This is a genomic window from Gordonia sp. LUNF6, assembly GCF_047041125.1.
GTDB classification, from domain to species: Bacteria; Actinomycetota; Actinomycetes; order Mycobacteriales; family Mycobacteriaceae; genus Gordonia; species Gordonia sihwensis.
This window is the reverse complement of the sequence record NZ_CP178182.1, coordinates 45,094-60,798: the sequence shown is the minus strand read 5'-3', so window position 1 is coordinate 60,798 and position 15,705 is coordinate 45,094. Positions and strand designations below refer to the sequence as shown.

Here is a 15,705-nt window from a genome sequence, read left to right as displayed (position 1 = left end):
TGCCAGTTACTGCGAGGGAGTCGGTGCGGCAGGGGTCGAGCTCGTCGATGAGGACGGTGCGGAACTCGTCGCACTTGACGACACCGGTGTGTCGGAGATGGTGACCGTGCCTGTAGCCCACGGCGGCACCTCTTCGCTTGGTGCAGCCGGTGTGCTGCTGCTGATGGAGCTGACCGCCGTGGTTGAGGACGGAAGCGTCGGCACCGGAAAGTTCTTCACGTCGGGGTCCGCTGTCGGCACGCCGTTCTCGTCGGTCGGGCGGAAGTCGTGCTTACCCGCAAGATCAGCGGCTAGCGATGCGAACCATGCCGCCGTCCACGCAGCTGCACTGATCCCTCCGGTCACCGTCGGCTGCGCGTACGAACCGTGCTGCTGCGCTGCCTGCCAGTACCGAGTCAGGTTCGCGACGTCCAGAAGTTCCGAGTTATCAGAGACGTTCTCCTTCACTGCTGTGAACGCCTCTTGGGTCCACCGTGAAACCGTCGTTGGCGGTACCAGCTTCACCGTCGCAGCGAGTGTCTTTGACCCCAGAACGCCCAATGCTGCGACCGGGTTCGCAAGCCCCACGGTCCCCAACTCCACGAGGGTCTGCGGTTGCAGAACTTCCTTGGCGACCGACACGACGGCGTTAAGCCCGATCGTGCCGACCTTCATCAGCGCCTTGATTCCGTCCTCGACCGTCGGCATGGCCGTTCTCGGATCCGAGGCGGTCTCGATGCGCTTCGACACACTGACCTGAGGCTGATACGACAGATCCTCCAAGGTCTCGCCAGTGAAATCCTCATTGATCACCGGGATTGCGGACTTCACAGTTGTCGCAGCCAGGGCCTCGGCGATCGACGACAGGCTCTGCACCGGATCGGACTGATCCAATGTCGACGAGCCCGCAATGTTCGCCACGATGTGCGTGATCGGCGCATCAGACGGCGCATCACATGCCAGGTCGCCGCCTTCACAGCTTGAGGCGACTCGGCCGTCGAGGTCCCCGAACGTCGTTGTCGATTCCTTCGTCGGTCCGATACCACCACCGGTCGCCGTCGGCACCTCACGAGGTGCCAGTGCCTCCACCGCCGCACCGTCTGTACCCGGTGCCGGGTCCGGTGTCGTTGCACCGTCCTTGCCTGGGAACAACCCCGATCCCGCCGGACGGGTCGGATCACCGAAGAGGCTCGCGCCGGCCACCTTCTCCGCAGGAATTGGCCCGCGACCGAAGCCAATGTCTTTCAACAGGATCGACGCCGCGTACGCACCCTGGCTGTACCCGGTGTACGCGAACGCCGTATCAGGGCAGCGGCCGGCGATCTGCTTAGTCATTGCCGTCGCACGATCGACCGCCTTCTGCGCGGACACCTCGAACGGAACCTTGGCGCCCGGCACTGCCCCACCGAAGCCAGCCGGGTAGGGAACGTATGCGCGCTGAACCATTGACCCAGCCATCGACAGCAGTGGTCGCATCACCTGCGCCAACATTCCGCTGTCGGTCGTCGGCGACGCGTCCTCCGACGACTCACCCGTTCCCTGTATCGCCAGGACGAACAACGACGGGCAGTCGCTGGACGCCTCGGCGTGAGCGATCGGCGACGCTGCCACCGCAACCGGCGAGACCACCGCAGGAACGACCAAAGCGGCCACGAACCGCGACCGCCAACGGAAAGACTTCGCTTTCACAGAACCTCCCAAGCGGGACGATCCGCAAGCAGCGTCCTCCCGCACCGAATCGACTGAACGCCGCCCCACACGCAGAAAGCCAGCAGCACGACCACTCGGATCGTGCTGCTGGCTTCGGTATGAATCGACAGACACAGGACCTACCTCAGAAGTCACGAGGTAGGCACCCAAGCCCGTACACTAGGCACGGGCCTGCGATGTCTTTGGTGCCTACCTTCTACATCGCTGGTTCCAACCAGCTCGCGGCTCCTGAGTGCAGGTTTTGACCGTCCAAATCATCAACCTGCACTCGGGACCGCGAGCGTCTTCTTTCGCTGCTTCCCTCCCGATCCAGCTTTCGAGGATCTTGCTCTCCCGATCGCTGGAGGCATCCAGTTCTTCAGCAGGGATCACATTACAGGCATCTATGTATGCTGTCTAGAGGTGTCTATATATTGCCCATGTGGCATATATGTATGTCACAATCCAGTATATGTCATCCGTCACTGGCACATGTTTTCGGGCGACCCTGGTGTCCTTGACATGACTGTTCAGATCGCCCTTTAGGGTTGGTGCTGTGAATGACGACTCTGGCTCCGACTTCGGCCGACGCATCCGCGCCCGGCGGGAGCAGTTGGGCCTCAGCCGCCCTCAAGTGAGCGAACGAAACGGCCCGCCAGCGATCACCCTGTCCAAGATCGAGAAGGGCGAGACGAGAGCACCGTCGGCCGCCACCCTCAGCGCACTGGACACTGCACTCAACTGGGCTCCTGGTTCGGCAGCACGACTTCTTGCCGACGGTGCAGAGCCCGTGGTTCTTCCCGCGGACGCACATCGACTACAGCGCAAGTTCATTACCGCCGACCCAGGCGCCCCGCTCACCGCGTCGCGGGTCGTCGAACTCACGAGAGCCGCGCACCAGCTCGAGGAAGTCACAGCTCGGCATCCCGGGATGCTAGACCTCGTCGAGGCGAACAAGGCGATTCAGCTAGTGACCGATCGCTACCTCCGCACTTGGCTTATCTCGTTGATCGAGTCATCGACCGACGAACCCGGACGTATGCCCGCTGATCCCATCGTGGACGTCATGCTCGCGGAGTACCTGCGTAAACCCCCAGCAGACGGACTCGGCGATGAGGACCTAGCAGATGTACTCTACGTCCGGTGGCTGATCGGGCAGCTCGATGAAGAATCGGTCGAACCTGCTCAGCTTGCTGTCCTGCAAATGAGGTGGGCCGCCGCCCGCGACAAAGACTGATTAGGGGTCTCGATGCGTCCTGACCTGTATGCCCAGCGACTCGCAGTGCTTCTCGAAGCCCACCATCGCCGCGAGCAGCCGGCCATGACATCCGAGGAACTCGCCCACCAGGTGTCGCTTGTCACGCGAAGTGTTGTACCGGCGGTGATCGTCGACGAAGCCCTGGCCGGCACGGCACTGCCTCCTGATGAAGTCACTCAGGCGATCGTTCAGGTGCTTGATAGCGAGGATGTGCTGTTTACGGACTCCCCGGAGGGGGCTGATCTTGAACATCGTCTGCGTGTATGCGCCATCGTCCGCGACCGGTACAGGGACGGCGGCACGAACATCATCGCGCGCGGCACCTCACTTAGCCCCCGACAAACTCGGGAGCTTCTCGCGTTCCTCGAGGACGAACCGACTTCGCCGGCTCTCTGATTACGCTCTCGGTGCGAAGTCCAACCAGAGACCTCTCGGTCGGATCGTCAAGGTCTCATCGAACTCAAGCGCTCCCTCAGGCTCCACAACCGACCAATCGAGGCCCCGCACCATCTCGGCAATCACTACGGTGATCTCGAGTTGCGCGAACTGCCGACCGATGCAGCTCCTAATCCCCGTGCCGAACGGCTTATATGCTGCTGCGGGGTAGGAAGCTCCACCTGGCATGAACCGATCAGGAGCGAACTCGGCCGCGCTCGCTCCCCATACTTCAGGGTCCCGGTGCACAGCGAGTAACAGCACGAAGACCCACTCACCTGGACTGAACTGGTAATCGCCGAGCGCGGTGGCCTCTTTTGCTACTCGGAAGATCCCGGGAGCAGACGGATACAGCCGCAGGCTTTCGGAGATTGCTGCCCGCACCAGCCGCATCCGGGGGGCGTTCTCGAACGTGATCGGACCCTCGTCCGTCGTGGCTGCCACTTCCTCGCGCATACGCGCGACAAGCTCCGGACGTCGCCCCAGCTCGTACGCGAGGAACGCAAGCGTCGAGGCCGTGGTCTCCTGCCCTGCAATCAGGAACGTCAAGAGCTGGTTCTCGATCAGTTGTTGAGGCAGTCCCGCTTCGAGCATCGTGTCCAGGAGATCGTTCCCCGAAGCGGAGCCTGCCGACCTCCCTTCAACGACCTCGCGCACAGTCCCCAGGAGGAGATCGCGGTCTCGTTCGTACTGTGCCTTCTCCCCTGGTCTCTTCCCCACCAGCGGGATCGCAGCTTTCTGAACGTGCTGGAGCGCGCGTGCCATTGCGGCCGGAAACGCATGGGAGTTGTCCAGCATGTCCGGACCGAAACTGTACGAAAACCCCGCCCGCCCGATCACCTCGTGAGCTACTCGCGCGAACAGTGGTTGCGCTTCACGGTTTCCGGGTGCGGCCTTAAGCGATTCCACCAGAGACTGTGCGGTCTCCAACATGACCCCGAAGTACCGGCTCATCGCATCCTTGGAGAACGCCGGCATCAGAGCTTCATGCGACTTCTGCCACGAGTCGGACTCCGTCACCGCGGTGAACAAGCCGTCGCCGACCAACGATTCCAGCTGCTGAATCGGACGGCCTTCGTATCTCTTCCAAGACGCCTCGTCGAAGGCCTGCTCCGCAAGACTGGCCGAGCCGACGAAGGTCAAATCGGTCCCCATGATCGAGCGTCGGTAAATCGGCCCGAGGCGCTCCATCATCGCGAGTGTCGCCGTGTTCGGGTTGACCCGATCAATCCCGATGATGTCTCCAAGGAGTGGAACACGGTACGGAGGATGAGGGATGGTTGCCATGCGTATCACCGTAACGGTGCGCGCTCACGGAGCGTAGTAGGCCTCCCACCCCATATCGGCGCGACGGGCAAGCTCGAATACCGCGGCCTCATCCCTGCTCCACGGCAAGACTACTGCTCGCCGGAGCACTGGTCCTTCACACCGCGCTAACGCTCCGCGGACAGCCTCGTACCACTCATCGACCTCGGCGGCACGCAGCTCGTCATCTGTCATCCACTGAGAGAGCAGCAGGAGTGCGTCCTCGATTTCGATGAGAGTGCGGTGAAGATCTTCCTCCGGCTCGGTCAGTTCTGCCGGCCGACTCAACCTGACCTGAGGAAACGTACTCATCAATGTCAGCCACAGCTCTCTGAGCTGCCGGACCTTGCCTTCTGCTGGTGACGAAGCCAATCGATTCGCCACCGACACCACCACGACAGGCATCAAAGACACCAGCAGGATCCCCACGGGGATCACCAGCAGCCAATCAGTCGCGGCCGCCCGATCCTCCAGAGCTTGCTGCAGATCCCCTGGAGCCGTGTGCGATGTCCTCAGCGCCGTGAGGATACGGAACGAGTGATCGAGCACCGACAGCGCCGCCACGAACACGCACATCGCGCCAATGACACCGTTCATCCGATGCCCTCCGCTTCCGAACCCTGCTCGTGCGGCAACCCCGCCGGCGAACAGAGCCCCGATAATCGGCATGGCCGCGTACACGATCCCATAGAGACCGATCCGATTAGGGAACTCCTCGATAGCCCGGTTCTGAGCCAGAGCAGGGTACGAGACAACGGCCATCACTGCGATGCATACGAACGACGGGAGATACACCAGTGCGACGGTTCTCCACCAGCGCTTCTTCGGCATCCGAAAACCGGTGCTCCAAGCCACGCCGAGCGCGATGAGAACCGAGCCGCCCAACACTGCACAGCTATGGGCCATGAACCGGACCCACGCCAAGTTGACGCCGGCAGCGTGAAAGCCCGCTTGCACCCAAGGCTCCCGAAACGCGATCACGCCCAGCCACAGGGTGATCGCCAGCCATGCACACCACTCGAAGCGGCTCTGCTTGACAATCACTGCGCGGGCCACGATCGCGATGAACATAACGAACAGCAAGCTCATCGAGAATGCCGGATTCCACGGTGATGTGGCGACAGTTTTCAGCGGCGCAGACGGATCACTGATCATGCGCGCCCTCCGCTCCACAGCGAGAGAACCCGCGCATAGTTTCGTTTGGACCGCGCCGAGCTGTCCGACACCGATAGAACTGCGAGCTTCGTTCCAATCAGCTCCGCTTCCGCCTCGCTGCGATCCCGGCCCTGTCTAGGCGGGTCGGCGGGCCCGAAAACGGCCTCGATCATCGCTGGCGACATCCCCGCTACGAGGGGATGCTCCCCGGACTTCAGCGTCTCTTCCAACGGTCGCGCTTCATGGTGGCCGCAGAGTAGATGAGCGAACTCGTGAAACACCTGCTGCCGCTGATGGCGTGGACTCCTCGACGCGTCGTACCAGATCACTGCCTTGCTCCCCTTGACTGCGACTAGGCCGCACTCCCCCGTCAGCAGGTGGTCGCTGTCAGGGTCAGATCGACGTAGCTCGATCGACATGCCCAGATGCTCCGACAGCCACCTCCGAAACTCATCCACTGTCCAGGGCGGTTGAAGATGGACTCGTTCGAAGACAGCATCCACCAGTTCCTGCCTCGGAGAACGTAGAGCACCACTCCCCCTGCGACGCCGGACCTCCATGCACCGGAGCATACGACCCACACCGCCTCCCATCCGTGGTCGGACAGGACGAGTATATGACTAGATGACATACTGGAAGTCATCTACCAACCGGGTAAGGAGGTATCCCCGAGGACCTTTAGGAAGATCCCGCCGACACGCCGACGCAGATGCACGACGATCAGCTAGTTGTAACGCATGCTCGAAGCTGTAACGCACGTAGAGGAGGTGGGCCGAGATGGCCGATCCGCGATACAAGCGAACCGTCACAGCGAACTTTCGCCTTGACCCTGAGGTGAAGAACGCCGTTGCCCAGGCCGCCCGGGAAGAGGGCGTGTCGATGACGCAGTGGCTCACAGCGGCTATCGCTGACCGCGCGTGCAGACCCGACCTCATGCCGTCGCACACACGGCAGGAGGTGATCAGCCTCCGCGACTCCGCATAACGACAAACGCCCCCGGTAGTAACCGGAGGCGTTCGCCAAATCTGAATATGTGCGATGCGAGTTGCCGCTCGAATCGCTAGCTACCCCGAAGGGACTGAGTTTGCCGCTCACGTCTCAGAGTAGCGCGCACCCTGAAACTGTCAAGCCAACTGGCTTCGTGTCGTCGATGGCGCGTGCGACCCTATCGGTCGACGTCGACGTCCACCGTCCTGCCTGCTCGGGCACCGGCCCGCGAGCGGCAGGACTCTACGCCCGAGCATGCGGAATCCGCCTGTACCCGGGATCGTCCCGCACCCGTCGTCGGCGCGGGCAGATCCGTACCGGCCCAGCGCTGCTTCGCGCGATCGGAATCCACCAGCCGACTACCCTCGCTCTGCCGGCCACAGCACACCTCGGCATCGCCTGCTGGACTACCGACATCGACTGGTGCATGAAAGCCGACCTCGCCTACCAGCTCTACTACCCCACCGTCCGACCGCTCGTCTGCGACGAGCAGGGCCGCGGCGGTGTCAGCCGGACCTCCTTCCGCAAGGTCTGCGCCAGCATGGCAACCTTCGCTGAATGGTCGACCGGGCGGCGCTGCCGGCCGGCAGTGGGCACCCTCGTTCGTCTGACCGGACTGTCCAAAGCCGTCGTCCAGCGTGCCCGCCGCCTCATGCGCGCTCTCGGCCTAGCCACTGAGGTACTGCGAGGCAGGCAACGTACGTACAGGGAAAGGATGGCTTCGTGGCGGGTAGGAGACCGCGGCCGCGGCTGGGCCTCAGTATGGGCACTGCACCCCCCGCGTAATCCACAGGTCAGCCGCCTCAAAGAACGACTGGACCCTCGTAACCCTCACTCGGTGACACCCCATCCCCTACGGGGTCCCTTTAGGGATCCCTCTCACGTAAGAAGAACTCAACTAGACAGCGACACAGGCTCCGCCTGTGGAAAAAACCGCCGCGCTTCGCGCGTCAGCTACGACGGGAGGACCCGAAGCCGTCGGAACTACCCCCCAGCGGACCCACAAGGGGTCAAACTGGCCTCTCGTTGGCTCTCTGACCCACAAACACCGGCATGGGCACGACGACACTCTGCCGCAGGCTGGGCACGTATCCTCGCGGCACCAGCCGCTCACGATTGGCAAGCTGCCGACATTAACCAGCTCATCGTCGACTACCGCGGAATCACCGGACACTGGATCGCCAACACCCCCCGCCACCCGATCAAGCTCCTTGCCGGCATTCTCCGCTGGCACGGTGCCGACAACCTCGACGACCGACCAGCCGCCGCGATTCTCGCCCAGGAGGCCGAAGCCCTCGCCCGTCGCACCGCTCGTGAAGCGTGCCCTTTGTGCAGCGAATACGGGTGGCTCCTCGACGCAGACGGTCTTGAGAAGGAGCCGGCCGTGCGGTGCCAGCACTGACCCGGACCAACTCCAACGCCTGAAGCGCCCTGGGTTCCGTTCCGAGTCTCAGCAAGGAGAATCGGAGTATGCCCAAGAAGTTCAGTCCAGAGCTGCGTGAGCGTGCCGTGCGCATGGTCTACGACCGCCAAGCCCGCGAGGGCGGCCCTCGCGCAGCATCGATCCGTGCCGTCGCGCCGCAGCTCGGTGTCGGCACAGAGACGCTGCGGATCTGGTGCAATCGCTACGGCGCCACCGAGCCGGTCGGACCGGGAGAGCCGCTCGAGGAGGAGAATCGCCGTCTCCGGCGGGAGCTCGCCGAGGCGCGACGTGCGAACGAGATCCTGAAGGCCGCCTCAGCGTTTTTCGCAGCGGAACTCGACCGCCCCACGACGAAATGATCGCGTTCGTCGACATGCATCGCGAGAAGTTCGGGGTCGAGGCCATCTGCCGCATCCTCAGTGCGACAGAATGTGGGTTCATCACCTCCCGCGGATACCGCGCTGCCAAGAACAGGCCGGCCTCCGCTCGCAGCGTTCGGGACGAGATGCTGGCGGAGGAGGTGCAGCGGATTCATCAGGCGAACTACAGCGTCTATGGGGTCCGGAAGATGTGGCACGCAATGCGCCACGCAGGATGGAACGTCGGTCGCGACCAGGTCGCGAGGCTGATGAAGATCGCCGGCCTGCAGGGCGTTCGCCGAGGTCGAAAGCCCGTCACCACCTGCTCCGCAGACGGAGATGACCAGCGCCCGGACCTCGTTGAACGGCGGTTCGTCGCGGATCGACCGCAGCAGCTTTGGGTCGCCGACATCACCTACGTCCGGATGCTCTCCGGGTTCTGCTACGTCGCATTCGTTACCGATGTCTTCAGTCGCAGAATTGTCGGCTGGGCGGTCGCGCCCACGCTCCACACGGAGTCTCTGCCATTGCTCGCACTGGAGCATGCACTGCAGTCCACCGGGGTGAGCAGGAACGAAAGCGGATTGATCCACCATTCCGACAGGGGTAGTCAATACGTTTCGCTCGCCTATTCGGACGCTCTGCTCGCCGCGGGAGTTACGGCTTCAGTAGGTACCGTCGGCGATAGCTACGATAACGCGCTGGCCGAGACAGTGAACGGCCTATACAAGGCGGAGTTGATCTACTCCAAGCGGATCTGGGAGTCAGTCAGCGAGGTTGAGCTCGCCACGATGGGCTGGGTCCACTGGTGGAACACCTCCCGGCTCCACGAAGCTCTCGGCTACCGCACCCCGGCGAACGTCGAAGCGACCTACACTCACACCACGACGACCGCGCCCGCGACCGTGTAACCACGGAACGAAACCCAGGGCGCTTCACGCCTATCAGCCGCAGCACACCGCACCGGGCTGCACTGAACTGCACCGCACTGGGATGTAGCGCACTGCAACGCACTGCGGCACACCACAGTGCAACGCCCTGCACTGCACCGCATTACACCGCCTTGTAATGCAGGCGAGTGCACTGTACTGTTATGCGCACCGCTGCAACGCGCTGCTATCGGTTGTATGCGAACGCACTGCACTGTCACGCACTACAGTGCAGATTGAAGCCCTGCACTGCAATCTAGTGAGAGGTAATTAAGTATGCCCAGTTCAGCGCCCGTCTACGCCATTGCAAACCAGAAGGGCGGAGTCGGCAAATCTGCCACTGTCCTTGGTCTAGCCGCTGCGGTCTCCCATAGTGGTGGTCGCGCACTGCTGGTCGACCTCGACCCACAGGCGAACATTACGACGGGCCTCGGCGTCGAGATCGACGACGACACTCCCACCATGAGCGACCTCCTTGCAGACCTGACGGAAGGCGCCGCCCTCGACGTCCGAATCAGCACCTCATGGCCGGGCATCGACCTCCTGCCTGCTGAACTCGCTCTCGCCACCAGAGATACTGATGGAGCTGCCGATATGCCATACCGGCTCCGCGCCGCGTTCGAGGGCGTCGACCTGAGCGAGTACGACGTGGTCCTCATCGACTGCCCTCCAAGCCTGGGACGCCTCCTGCTCAACGGGTTGTACTTTGCCGACGGCATGATTCTGGCGACGGAGGCGATGGTCGACAGCGTCCGGGGCATCGAGAACATTGTCGAGACCTCGAAGTTCGTTCAGAAACAGGTCAATCCGAAGTTGAACATCAAGGCGATCGTCATCACTCGGCGGGAGAAGACCGGCGAACAGGACTTCCGTGAGGAAGAACTGCGCGACGCATACGGCAACTTGAGCGACGGGGGACTGGTCGCACGAACGGTTACGCCCAAGCGAGCGGCGTGGGGCGATGCACACGGTACAGGCCAGTCAGTGTTCACCCTTCGCGGCGATGGCGCGCTAGCGCTCCAAGTGGCATTCACCGATCTTGCGCGTGAGCTGGATCTAGTGGCGGCAAAGTAGGGGAGAGGGGAACTGATTATGGTTGAACGTCAACGCGTCACCAAACGGCACGAGCCGCATCCCGCCGACGCACAGGCGACCGCCAAGCCTGCCGAAGGGGTCTTACCGCCGGCCCCGGCGGTTGCCGATGCCCCGCCGCCTGTGAAGGAGCGCCCCGCAGCCAAGCGGCGAGTGCCGGCAGCCTCGGCGTCGAGCCCAAGTGAGTCAGCCGCCGAGGACGAGGGCCCTAAGGTCCCGACTTCGTTTCGATTGCCACGGTCCCTGCTGAACAGGCTCGACAAGGGATCCCGTGTGATTCCGGCCGAACTCGACAAGAACGTCTCGAAGAACCAGATCGTAGAGATGGCGATCGACCACTACCTCGCACAGTTCAATATCTAGCAGTGCAATGCAGTGCAGTGCATTGCACTACACAGCGCATTAAGGTAGAACGTTAGTTCGATATGCTGATGTGATGAACACCGAACTAGGCGGCCCAGCCTGCGACCTCGTGTCGCGGACAGGTCCGCCTGTTCGCATTCAGTGGGAGCCTGGCCGCAATGAGATGGTGCGGATCTGCGACCCTCCGATTCCCGTCCTCGTGTCGATGAAGGACGTGGATCCGTCCGCCGGAGCGCTGGACTTCAAGTCCAACAAGAACCATCCGAGTCTTCGGGTACGTGCGGCAGGACTTCGGTTCGAACCCGTAGAACCTGCTTCCTTACTGGCGTGGGTAAAGCTCTGTGACGGTCAATGGCGGGCGATCGTGTTTGTGGAGCTGCACAGTTCAAACGGTCGAACAGGGCTCACGATCCCCTTGTACGTCAGCCACACGGTAGTAAGAAGGAGGAACGCTCGTGAATGAAGGGGCCAACGAACCGGCTGGGGGAGTGGTGGACCGTCGCCGGCCCAAACGGCAGCGCCACTCCCTCTCGGAGCTGGTCGCGATTGTGCGGCCGCCGGGCAACCCGCACGGTGTGCGGGCATTCGCCGCAGACGAACTCGAGGAGGCCGCCCAGTACGCGGCAGAGTCAGGCGGCGAGGTCGAACACCTTGCCGAGTAGCTCGACAGACCAAGTCTTATTGAACGAGAAAGCCCGGTTCCCGTCTCGATGGGGGTTATCGAGACAGGAACCGGGCTTTCGCTTGCGATTGTAGCGATCAGGGAATGGCGATGTAGTACGAAACACCTTTGCTCGCAGGGGTATTCGAGGTGATCGACACCAGATCAACGCCCGATCCGATCCAGTATTGCTTGCGAGCCAGGACAGTCCCAGCCTTCCGCGTCCCACGAACACTGATGAACCGTTCGTGGTTGAACGGCGCCACCGTGTTGTGGAACACGAACTTGATCACGGCGCGGCAATTGTCGGAAGTGAATCCCCTCGACCGCAACGTCACCTGAGCAATGCCTGGGCGGCGGGGGTCGTTCTGAAGGCCGGCATGGATGCTGCCCCGGCATGCACCGTTGTTGCCGACTGTCCAAACTTCTTCGCCCATGACACCGATGCGCGGAGTCTCGCGCATCTTCGCCTCGGCAGTGCCGGCACCAAAGAGCCCGGCCGCGGCGATCATGCCGCAGAGAGCAACCAGCACTGTCTTCATTATTCTCGTCATGTTTCAGATCCTCCCGATTCGGTTGTGGGTCACACCGTACGGGGCGGCATGGGGATCCGGCCGGCCAGTACGAACTCAGTGGCTGCGTTCGCGGCGAGGAGGCGGTGGGCGTCTTCGGTGAGGGCGCGGGCCAGGGGAGGGGAGTCGGTGCTGGCTGCGGCGTGGATGAGGCTGTTGGCGGTGAATCGGATTTCCATGGGTGCGACGGCGACCCATCCGGGTGGGGTGGTCTCGAGGTCGACGCGGGCGGCGAAGGAGCCGAACATTGATAGATGGCGGTACACGCTTTCGCTGGCCAGCAGGGCGAGTTCGGGATCGCGGTGGTGCCGGTCGATCGCGCTCTCGGCGATGGCACTGATGGTCCGGCCGAACAGGTCGATACTGATGAGTGTGGTCCACGGGCCGGCATCGGGGTCGGGAGGGTTGCTGGCCGCCAGGGCCTCCGCAGTGACGGCCGAGGCCGTGGCGATCTCTCGGGCGATGAGCGCGAGCTCAGCCGCGCCGATGTTCTTGGAATCGTTGGTGGCCGCGCGCAGTGCCAGCCGATCGTCGACAATCAGCTCACACGTGTGAGCGGTCAGAAACAGCCCGTGCGCCGCCGCGGCGTGACGCCGCAACTTCTCTGCCATTTTCACCGTCTGGCTCCTCTCACACGAACCTCGCGTCAAAGCCGTGTTGCTTGCTCGAATGCCGCTGCTAAGCAACGGGATTCGTGACCGCGGTCAGGACCAGGAGGAGTGGCGAGGTGATGCATCTGATGCAATATGCAGTGGTTTACCTGACATAAGGTACATTATCGGCGCGAACTAGGACGAGTGAAAGTGATTGTGAGGCAGTATATTTACCGCTTCTTGAGTGGCTACCGTAGCCGCCACACCGCAAGCCAACAGCGGATCTGTTGTGGCCGTTATCGTTTCCTCAATCGCAATCCGATGAACTGTTGGTGATCCTCATGGCGCGGCCATCGCGCTCGGTGAACTCGTGTCGGTTGTCGAATGTCGGCAGCTGGCGTCGTTGGTGCGCGAACTCTGCTGCCACCGTCTGGCGAAGGGCCGCGGGAGCAGCCGCGATCGCGTGTTGCTCTACGTGGGAACGAAGGTGCTCAAACAGGTCCCATCCTCGCCGGTGCTCACGCTGACTCATCGGTGAGTCCGGGTATCGACGATCTAGGAACTCACTCAACGGCACAGGTAGTTGCTCACGCCCGAACCGACCCAGAGCGTCAATGTCGCGCCAGCGTTTGAGCAGGACAAAGATGTCGACGCCGCGTTCGGCTAGTCCATCGAGTCTGAGTAGGTCACGCCAGGTGAGAATTGCTGGCACGTGGACTTTGGTGATGTTGGGATTCTCGTTGTACTTGACTACCAGGCCGAATGCTCTGGTGTACACAGCGTTCTCGACCGCGATGTCGCCCGGGATTCCCGCGTCGGGAACAACCACGATCGGGACGAATCTGGTGCGGCCAGTGACCGCCGTACGCAGCCTGTTCCAGCCTCGGTTCATGAAGAGTTCGACGGTGCTGAGTAGCTGTCGGAACTTGGTTGTCGTGAACCGCTGCTCGATCTCGAGTTGCAGCGATTCGATCGTCGCCTCACCTTCCGCGAACGGTTGGGGCAAGTTACGCATGTTGGCGTCGATCAGAATGCAACCGTGCCCACGGAAGAGTGCGAAGTCGCAGATCTTCGGCAGCGTCGACTTTTTCGTTCGCCAGACTCGCTTCATCTGGGTAAGTCCCCTGAGGTGGTGGGGTTTCGGGGCTGAGGTGAGCTGCTGCTGAGCGTGTCGGTGACCCTGTTGGGCGGGCCATCGCGTAGTGGTCAATGAGTTACCTACCAAGTGACTCACAGAAGGACACACCACACGATGACCCAGGACCATTCTGCCTTGCTCGCCCAGCTCGATGCACTCACCTCCGCCGATTCCGGGGCGGTGTTCGCCGAGTTGATCCGAGCTGGCCTGCAAGCACTGATCGAGGCCGAGGCCACCGAAAAGATCGGCGCCGGCCGGTATGAGCGTTCCGCGGAACGCGCCACCCACCGCAACGGCCACCGAACTAAGACCGTATCGACGACCTCGGGCGATGTGGAAGTCAAGATCCCCAAGCTCCGGTCCGGGTCATTCTTCCCCAGCCTGCTCGAACGACGCCGCCGCATCGACAAAGCCCTGCACGCGGTGGTGATGGAAGCCTACGTACACGGTGTGTCCACCCGCAGCGTCGATGACCTCGTCAACGCCCTCGGCGTCTCGGCCGGGATCTCCAAGTCCGAGGTGTCCCGTATCTGCGCCGGCCTCGACAAAGAAATCTCGGCGTTCCGGGAACGGCCTCTGACCCACACCGAGTTCCCCTATGTGTTCGCCGATGCCACCTTCTGCAAAGTGCGAGTCGGCGCCCACGTCGTCTCCCAAGCCCTTGTCGTGGCCACCGGGGTGTCGATGGACGGAACTCGTGAGGTGCTCGGCACTGCAGTCGGTGATTCGGAATCCTTCGAGTTCTGGCGTGAGTTCCTCGCCTCACTCAAAGCCCGAGGACTCTCAGGGGTGCATCTGGTGATCTCCGATGCCCATGCAGGGTTGAAAACGGCAGTGGCCCAGCAGTTTACCGGATCAGCGTGGCAGCGCTGCCGGGTGCATTTCATGCGGAACCTGCATGGCGCGGTCTCGACCAAACAAGCGCCGGTGGTGACCGCTGCGGTCAAAACGATCTTCGCCCACACCGAACCGGCCGAGGTCGCCGCACAGTGGGACCAGGTCGCCGACACCCTCGAAGCATCGTTCCCGAAAGTGGCGGCGATGATGGCTGAGGCCAAACCCGACGTGCTCGCGTTCACGGCGTTCCCGAAGGCGCACTGGCAGAAGATCTGGTCGAACAATCCAATTGAGCGGCTGAACAAGGAAATCAAGCGCCGCGCCGATGTCGTGGAGATCTTCCCCAACCCGCCGGCGTTTCTCCGGCTGGCCACCGCGGTCGTGATCGAAGCCCACGACGAATGGCAAGTCACCCGCCGCTACCTCTCCGACATCAGCATGGCCGAGCTGCGCAAGGTTATCGCCGCCAAACACCAGGCCGCCCAACAGGTCGACGCGCCACGCCAAATCGCCTAACATCCATCACGACTCGTTGATCACAACGCGTGGCACACGCCGATCCGAAGTCCACCACCCCACGGGGCGCTGTCCTTCATCTCGGCTTCGTCAACAAGGACTGTCTCCCCCGATTCGTCGTAGGTACAGATGCGTTGGAGGACCTCGCCAACGCGTTCCTCGAAGATGTTCCGCATTGCCTCCGCGTAGTGGTCGGCCTTCTTCGAGTCGGTCGCACGCAACATGTGTTCGGTCTCGAGGTAGAGATGGTCTCCGAAGATGCGCTGGATCACGTACTGAAATCTGATAGGCAGCAGTGTGCCGTCGTCGATACGCACAAACGGGGTCTGTTGCAGCTTGTACCGAGTCCACAGCGACGCATTCTCGGATCGTTCCTGCGCCAGCTGTGCGCGCAGGTCTGCGAGCGACACCGTG

General features: G+C 62.4%; 16 protein-coding genes and 1 other annotated feature. Of the genes, 8 read left to right on the top strand and 8 right to left on the bottom strand.

Annotated features, from left to right (window positions below):
• Positions 1-6: 6 nt before the first annotated feature.
• Complete coding sequence (locus ACK8HH_RS18955; RefSeq protein WP_006897759.1) at positions 7-1,668, bottom strand: cutinase family protein; 1,662 nt, start codon at positions 1,666-1,668, stop codon at positions 7-9.
• A gap of 556 nt (positions 1,669-2,224) precedes the next feature.
• Here ACK8HH_RS18955 and ACK8HH_RS18950 point away from each other — a divergent pair.
• Both ACK8HH_RS18950 and ACK8HH_RS18945 read left to right on the top strand, forming a co-directional pair.
• Entirely contained in the window at positions 2,225-2,905 is a 681-nt protein-coding gene (locus tag ACK8HH_RS18950; RefSeq protein ID WP_006897760.1) for a helix-turn-helix domain-containing protein, read from the top strand.
• A gap of 12 nt (positions 2,906-2,917) precedes the next feature.
• On the top strand, positions 2,918-3,322 hold the full coding sequence (locus tag ACK8HH_RS18945) for a hypothetical protein (RefSeq protein ID WP_006897761.1): 405 nt from the start codon (positions 2,918-2,920) through the stop codon (positions 3,320-3,322).
• On the opposite strand, the gene ACK8HH_RS18940 is transcribed toward ACK8HH_RS18945, so the two are convergent.
• Genes ACK8HH_RS18940 through ACK8HH_RS18930 form a run of 3 tightly spaced genes read right to left on the bottom strand, consistent with a single transcriptional unit; the run spans position 3,323 to position 6,240 of the window.
• Positions 3,323-4,648 (bottom strand): cytochrome P450, encoded by a 1,326-nt coding sequence (locus tag ACK8HH_RS18940; RefSeq protein WP_006897762.1) that lies wholly within the window; start codon positions 4,646-4,648, stop codon positions 3,323-3,325. It abuts the gene before it with no gap.
• Between the two features lie 24 nt (positions 4,649-4,672).
• Positions 4,673-5,821 (bottom strand): DUF6545 domain-containing protein, encoded by a 1,149-nt coding sequence (locus ACK8HH_RS18935; protein WP_006897763.1) that lies wholly within the window; start codon positions 5,819-5,821, stop codon positions 4,673-4,675.
• The gene (locus tag ACK8HH_RS18930; RefSeq protein ID WP_006897764.1) at positions 5,818-6,240 is read right to left on the bottom strand and encodes an ImmA/IrrE family metallo-endopeptidase; all 423 of its coding nucleotides are present in this window, start codon (positions 6,238-6,240) and stop codon (positions 5,818-5,820) included. The genes ACK8HH_RS18935 and ACK8HH_RS18930 overlap by 4 nt, the downstream gene beginning before the upstream one ends.
• Before the next feature lie 358 nt (positions 6,241-6,598).
• On the opposite strand from ACK8HH_RS18930, the gene ACK8HH_RS18925 reads away from it, so the two are divergent.
• From ACK8HH_RS18925 to ACK8HH_RS18905, 5 genes are all read left to right on the top strand, one after another.
• The gene (locus ACK8HH_RS18925; protein WP_006897765.1) at positions 6,599-6,805 is read left to right on the top strand and encodes a hypothetical protein; all 207 of its coding nucleotides are present in this window, start codon (positions 6,599-6,601) and stop codon (positions 6,803-6,805) included.
• A 1,473-nt stretch (positions 6,806-8,278) separates the two neighbouring features.
• Positions 8,279-9,501, top strand: a protein-coding gene (locus ACK8HH_RS18920; protein WP_085948520.1) for an IS3 family transposase whose coding sequence is annotated in 2 segments (ribosomal slippage) — positions 8,279-8,558 and positions 8,558-9,501 — 1,224 coding nt in all. Because the reading frame shifts where the segments join, the coding sequence is not laid out codon by codon here.
• Positions 8,548-8,681: a sequence feature (AL1L pseudoknot), on the top strand. (Overlaps the previous gene by 134 nt.)
• Before the next feature lie 294 nt (positions 9,502-9,795).
• Positions 9,796-10,593, top strand: a complete 798-nt coding sequence (locus ACK8HH_RS18915) for a ParA family protein (protein ID WP_006897767.1) — start codon at positions 9,796-9,798, stop codon at positions 10,591-10,593.
• Positions 10,594-10,611: 18 nt separating this feature from the next.
• Positions 10,612-10,974 carry a hypothetical protein gene (locus ACK8HH_RS18910; RefSeq protein WP_233500208.1) on the top strand — a complete coding sequence of 121 codons (363 nt, stop codon included), beginning with the start codon at positions 10,612-10,614 and terminating at the stop codon, positions 10,972-10,974.
• A gap of 455 nt (positions 10,975-11,429) precedes the next feature.
• Positions 11,430-11,636, top strand: coding sequence for a hypothetical protein (locus tag ACK8HH_RS18905; protein WP_006897770.1), 207 nt, complete (start codon positions 11,430-11,432; stop codon positions 11,634-11,636).
• 97 nt (positions 11,637-11,733) lie between these two features.
• On the opposite strand, the gene ACK8HH_RS18900 is transcribed toward ACK8HH_RS18905, so the two are convergent.
• The 3 genes from ACK8HH_RS18900 to ACK8HH_RS18890 form a co-directional block, all read right to left on the bottom strand.
• Entirely contained in the window at positions 11,734-12,177 is a 444-nt protein-coding gene (locus ACK8HH_RS18900) for a hypothetical protein (protein WP_006897771.1), read from the bottom strand.
• A 41-nt stretch (positions 12,178-12,218) separates the two neighbouring features.
• The gene (locus ACK8HH_RS18895; protein WP_101841758.1) at positions 12,219-12,818 is read right to left on the bottom strand and encodes a hypothetical protein; all 600 of its coding nucleotides are present in this window, start codon (positions 12,816-12,818) and stop codon (positions 12,219-12,221) included.
• 289 nt (positions 12,819-13,107) lie between these two features.
• Positions 13,108-13,911, bottom strand: coding sequence for a hypothetical protein (locus tag ACK8HH_RS18890; RefSeq protein WP_412475744.1), 804 nt, complete (start codon positions 13,909-13,911; stop codon positions 13,108-13,110).
• 141 nt (positions 13,912-14,052) lie between these two features.
• On the opposite strand from ACK8HH_RS18890, the gene ACK8HH_RS18885 reads away from it, so the two are divergent.
• Complete coding sequence (locus ACK8HH_RS18885) at positions 14,053-15,291, top strand: IS256 family transposase (protein WP_068972296.1); 1,239 nt, start codon at positions 14,053-14,055, stop codon at positions 15,289-15,291.
• A gap of 20 nt (positions 15,292-15,311) precedes the next feature.
• Here the strand turns inward: ACK8HH_RS18885 and ACK8HH_RS18880 are convergent, their stop codons facing one another.
• Complete coding sequence (locus ACK8HH_RS18880) at positions 15,312-15,701, bottom strand: hypothetical protein (protein WP_412475743.1); 390 nt, start codon at positions 15,699-15,701, stop codon at positions 15,312-15,314.
• Between the last annotated feature and the right edge of the window lie 4 nt (positions 15,702-15,705).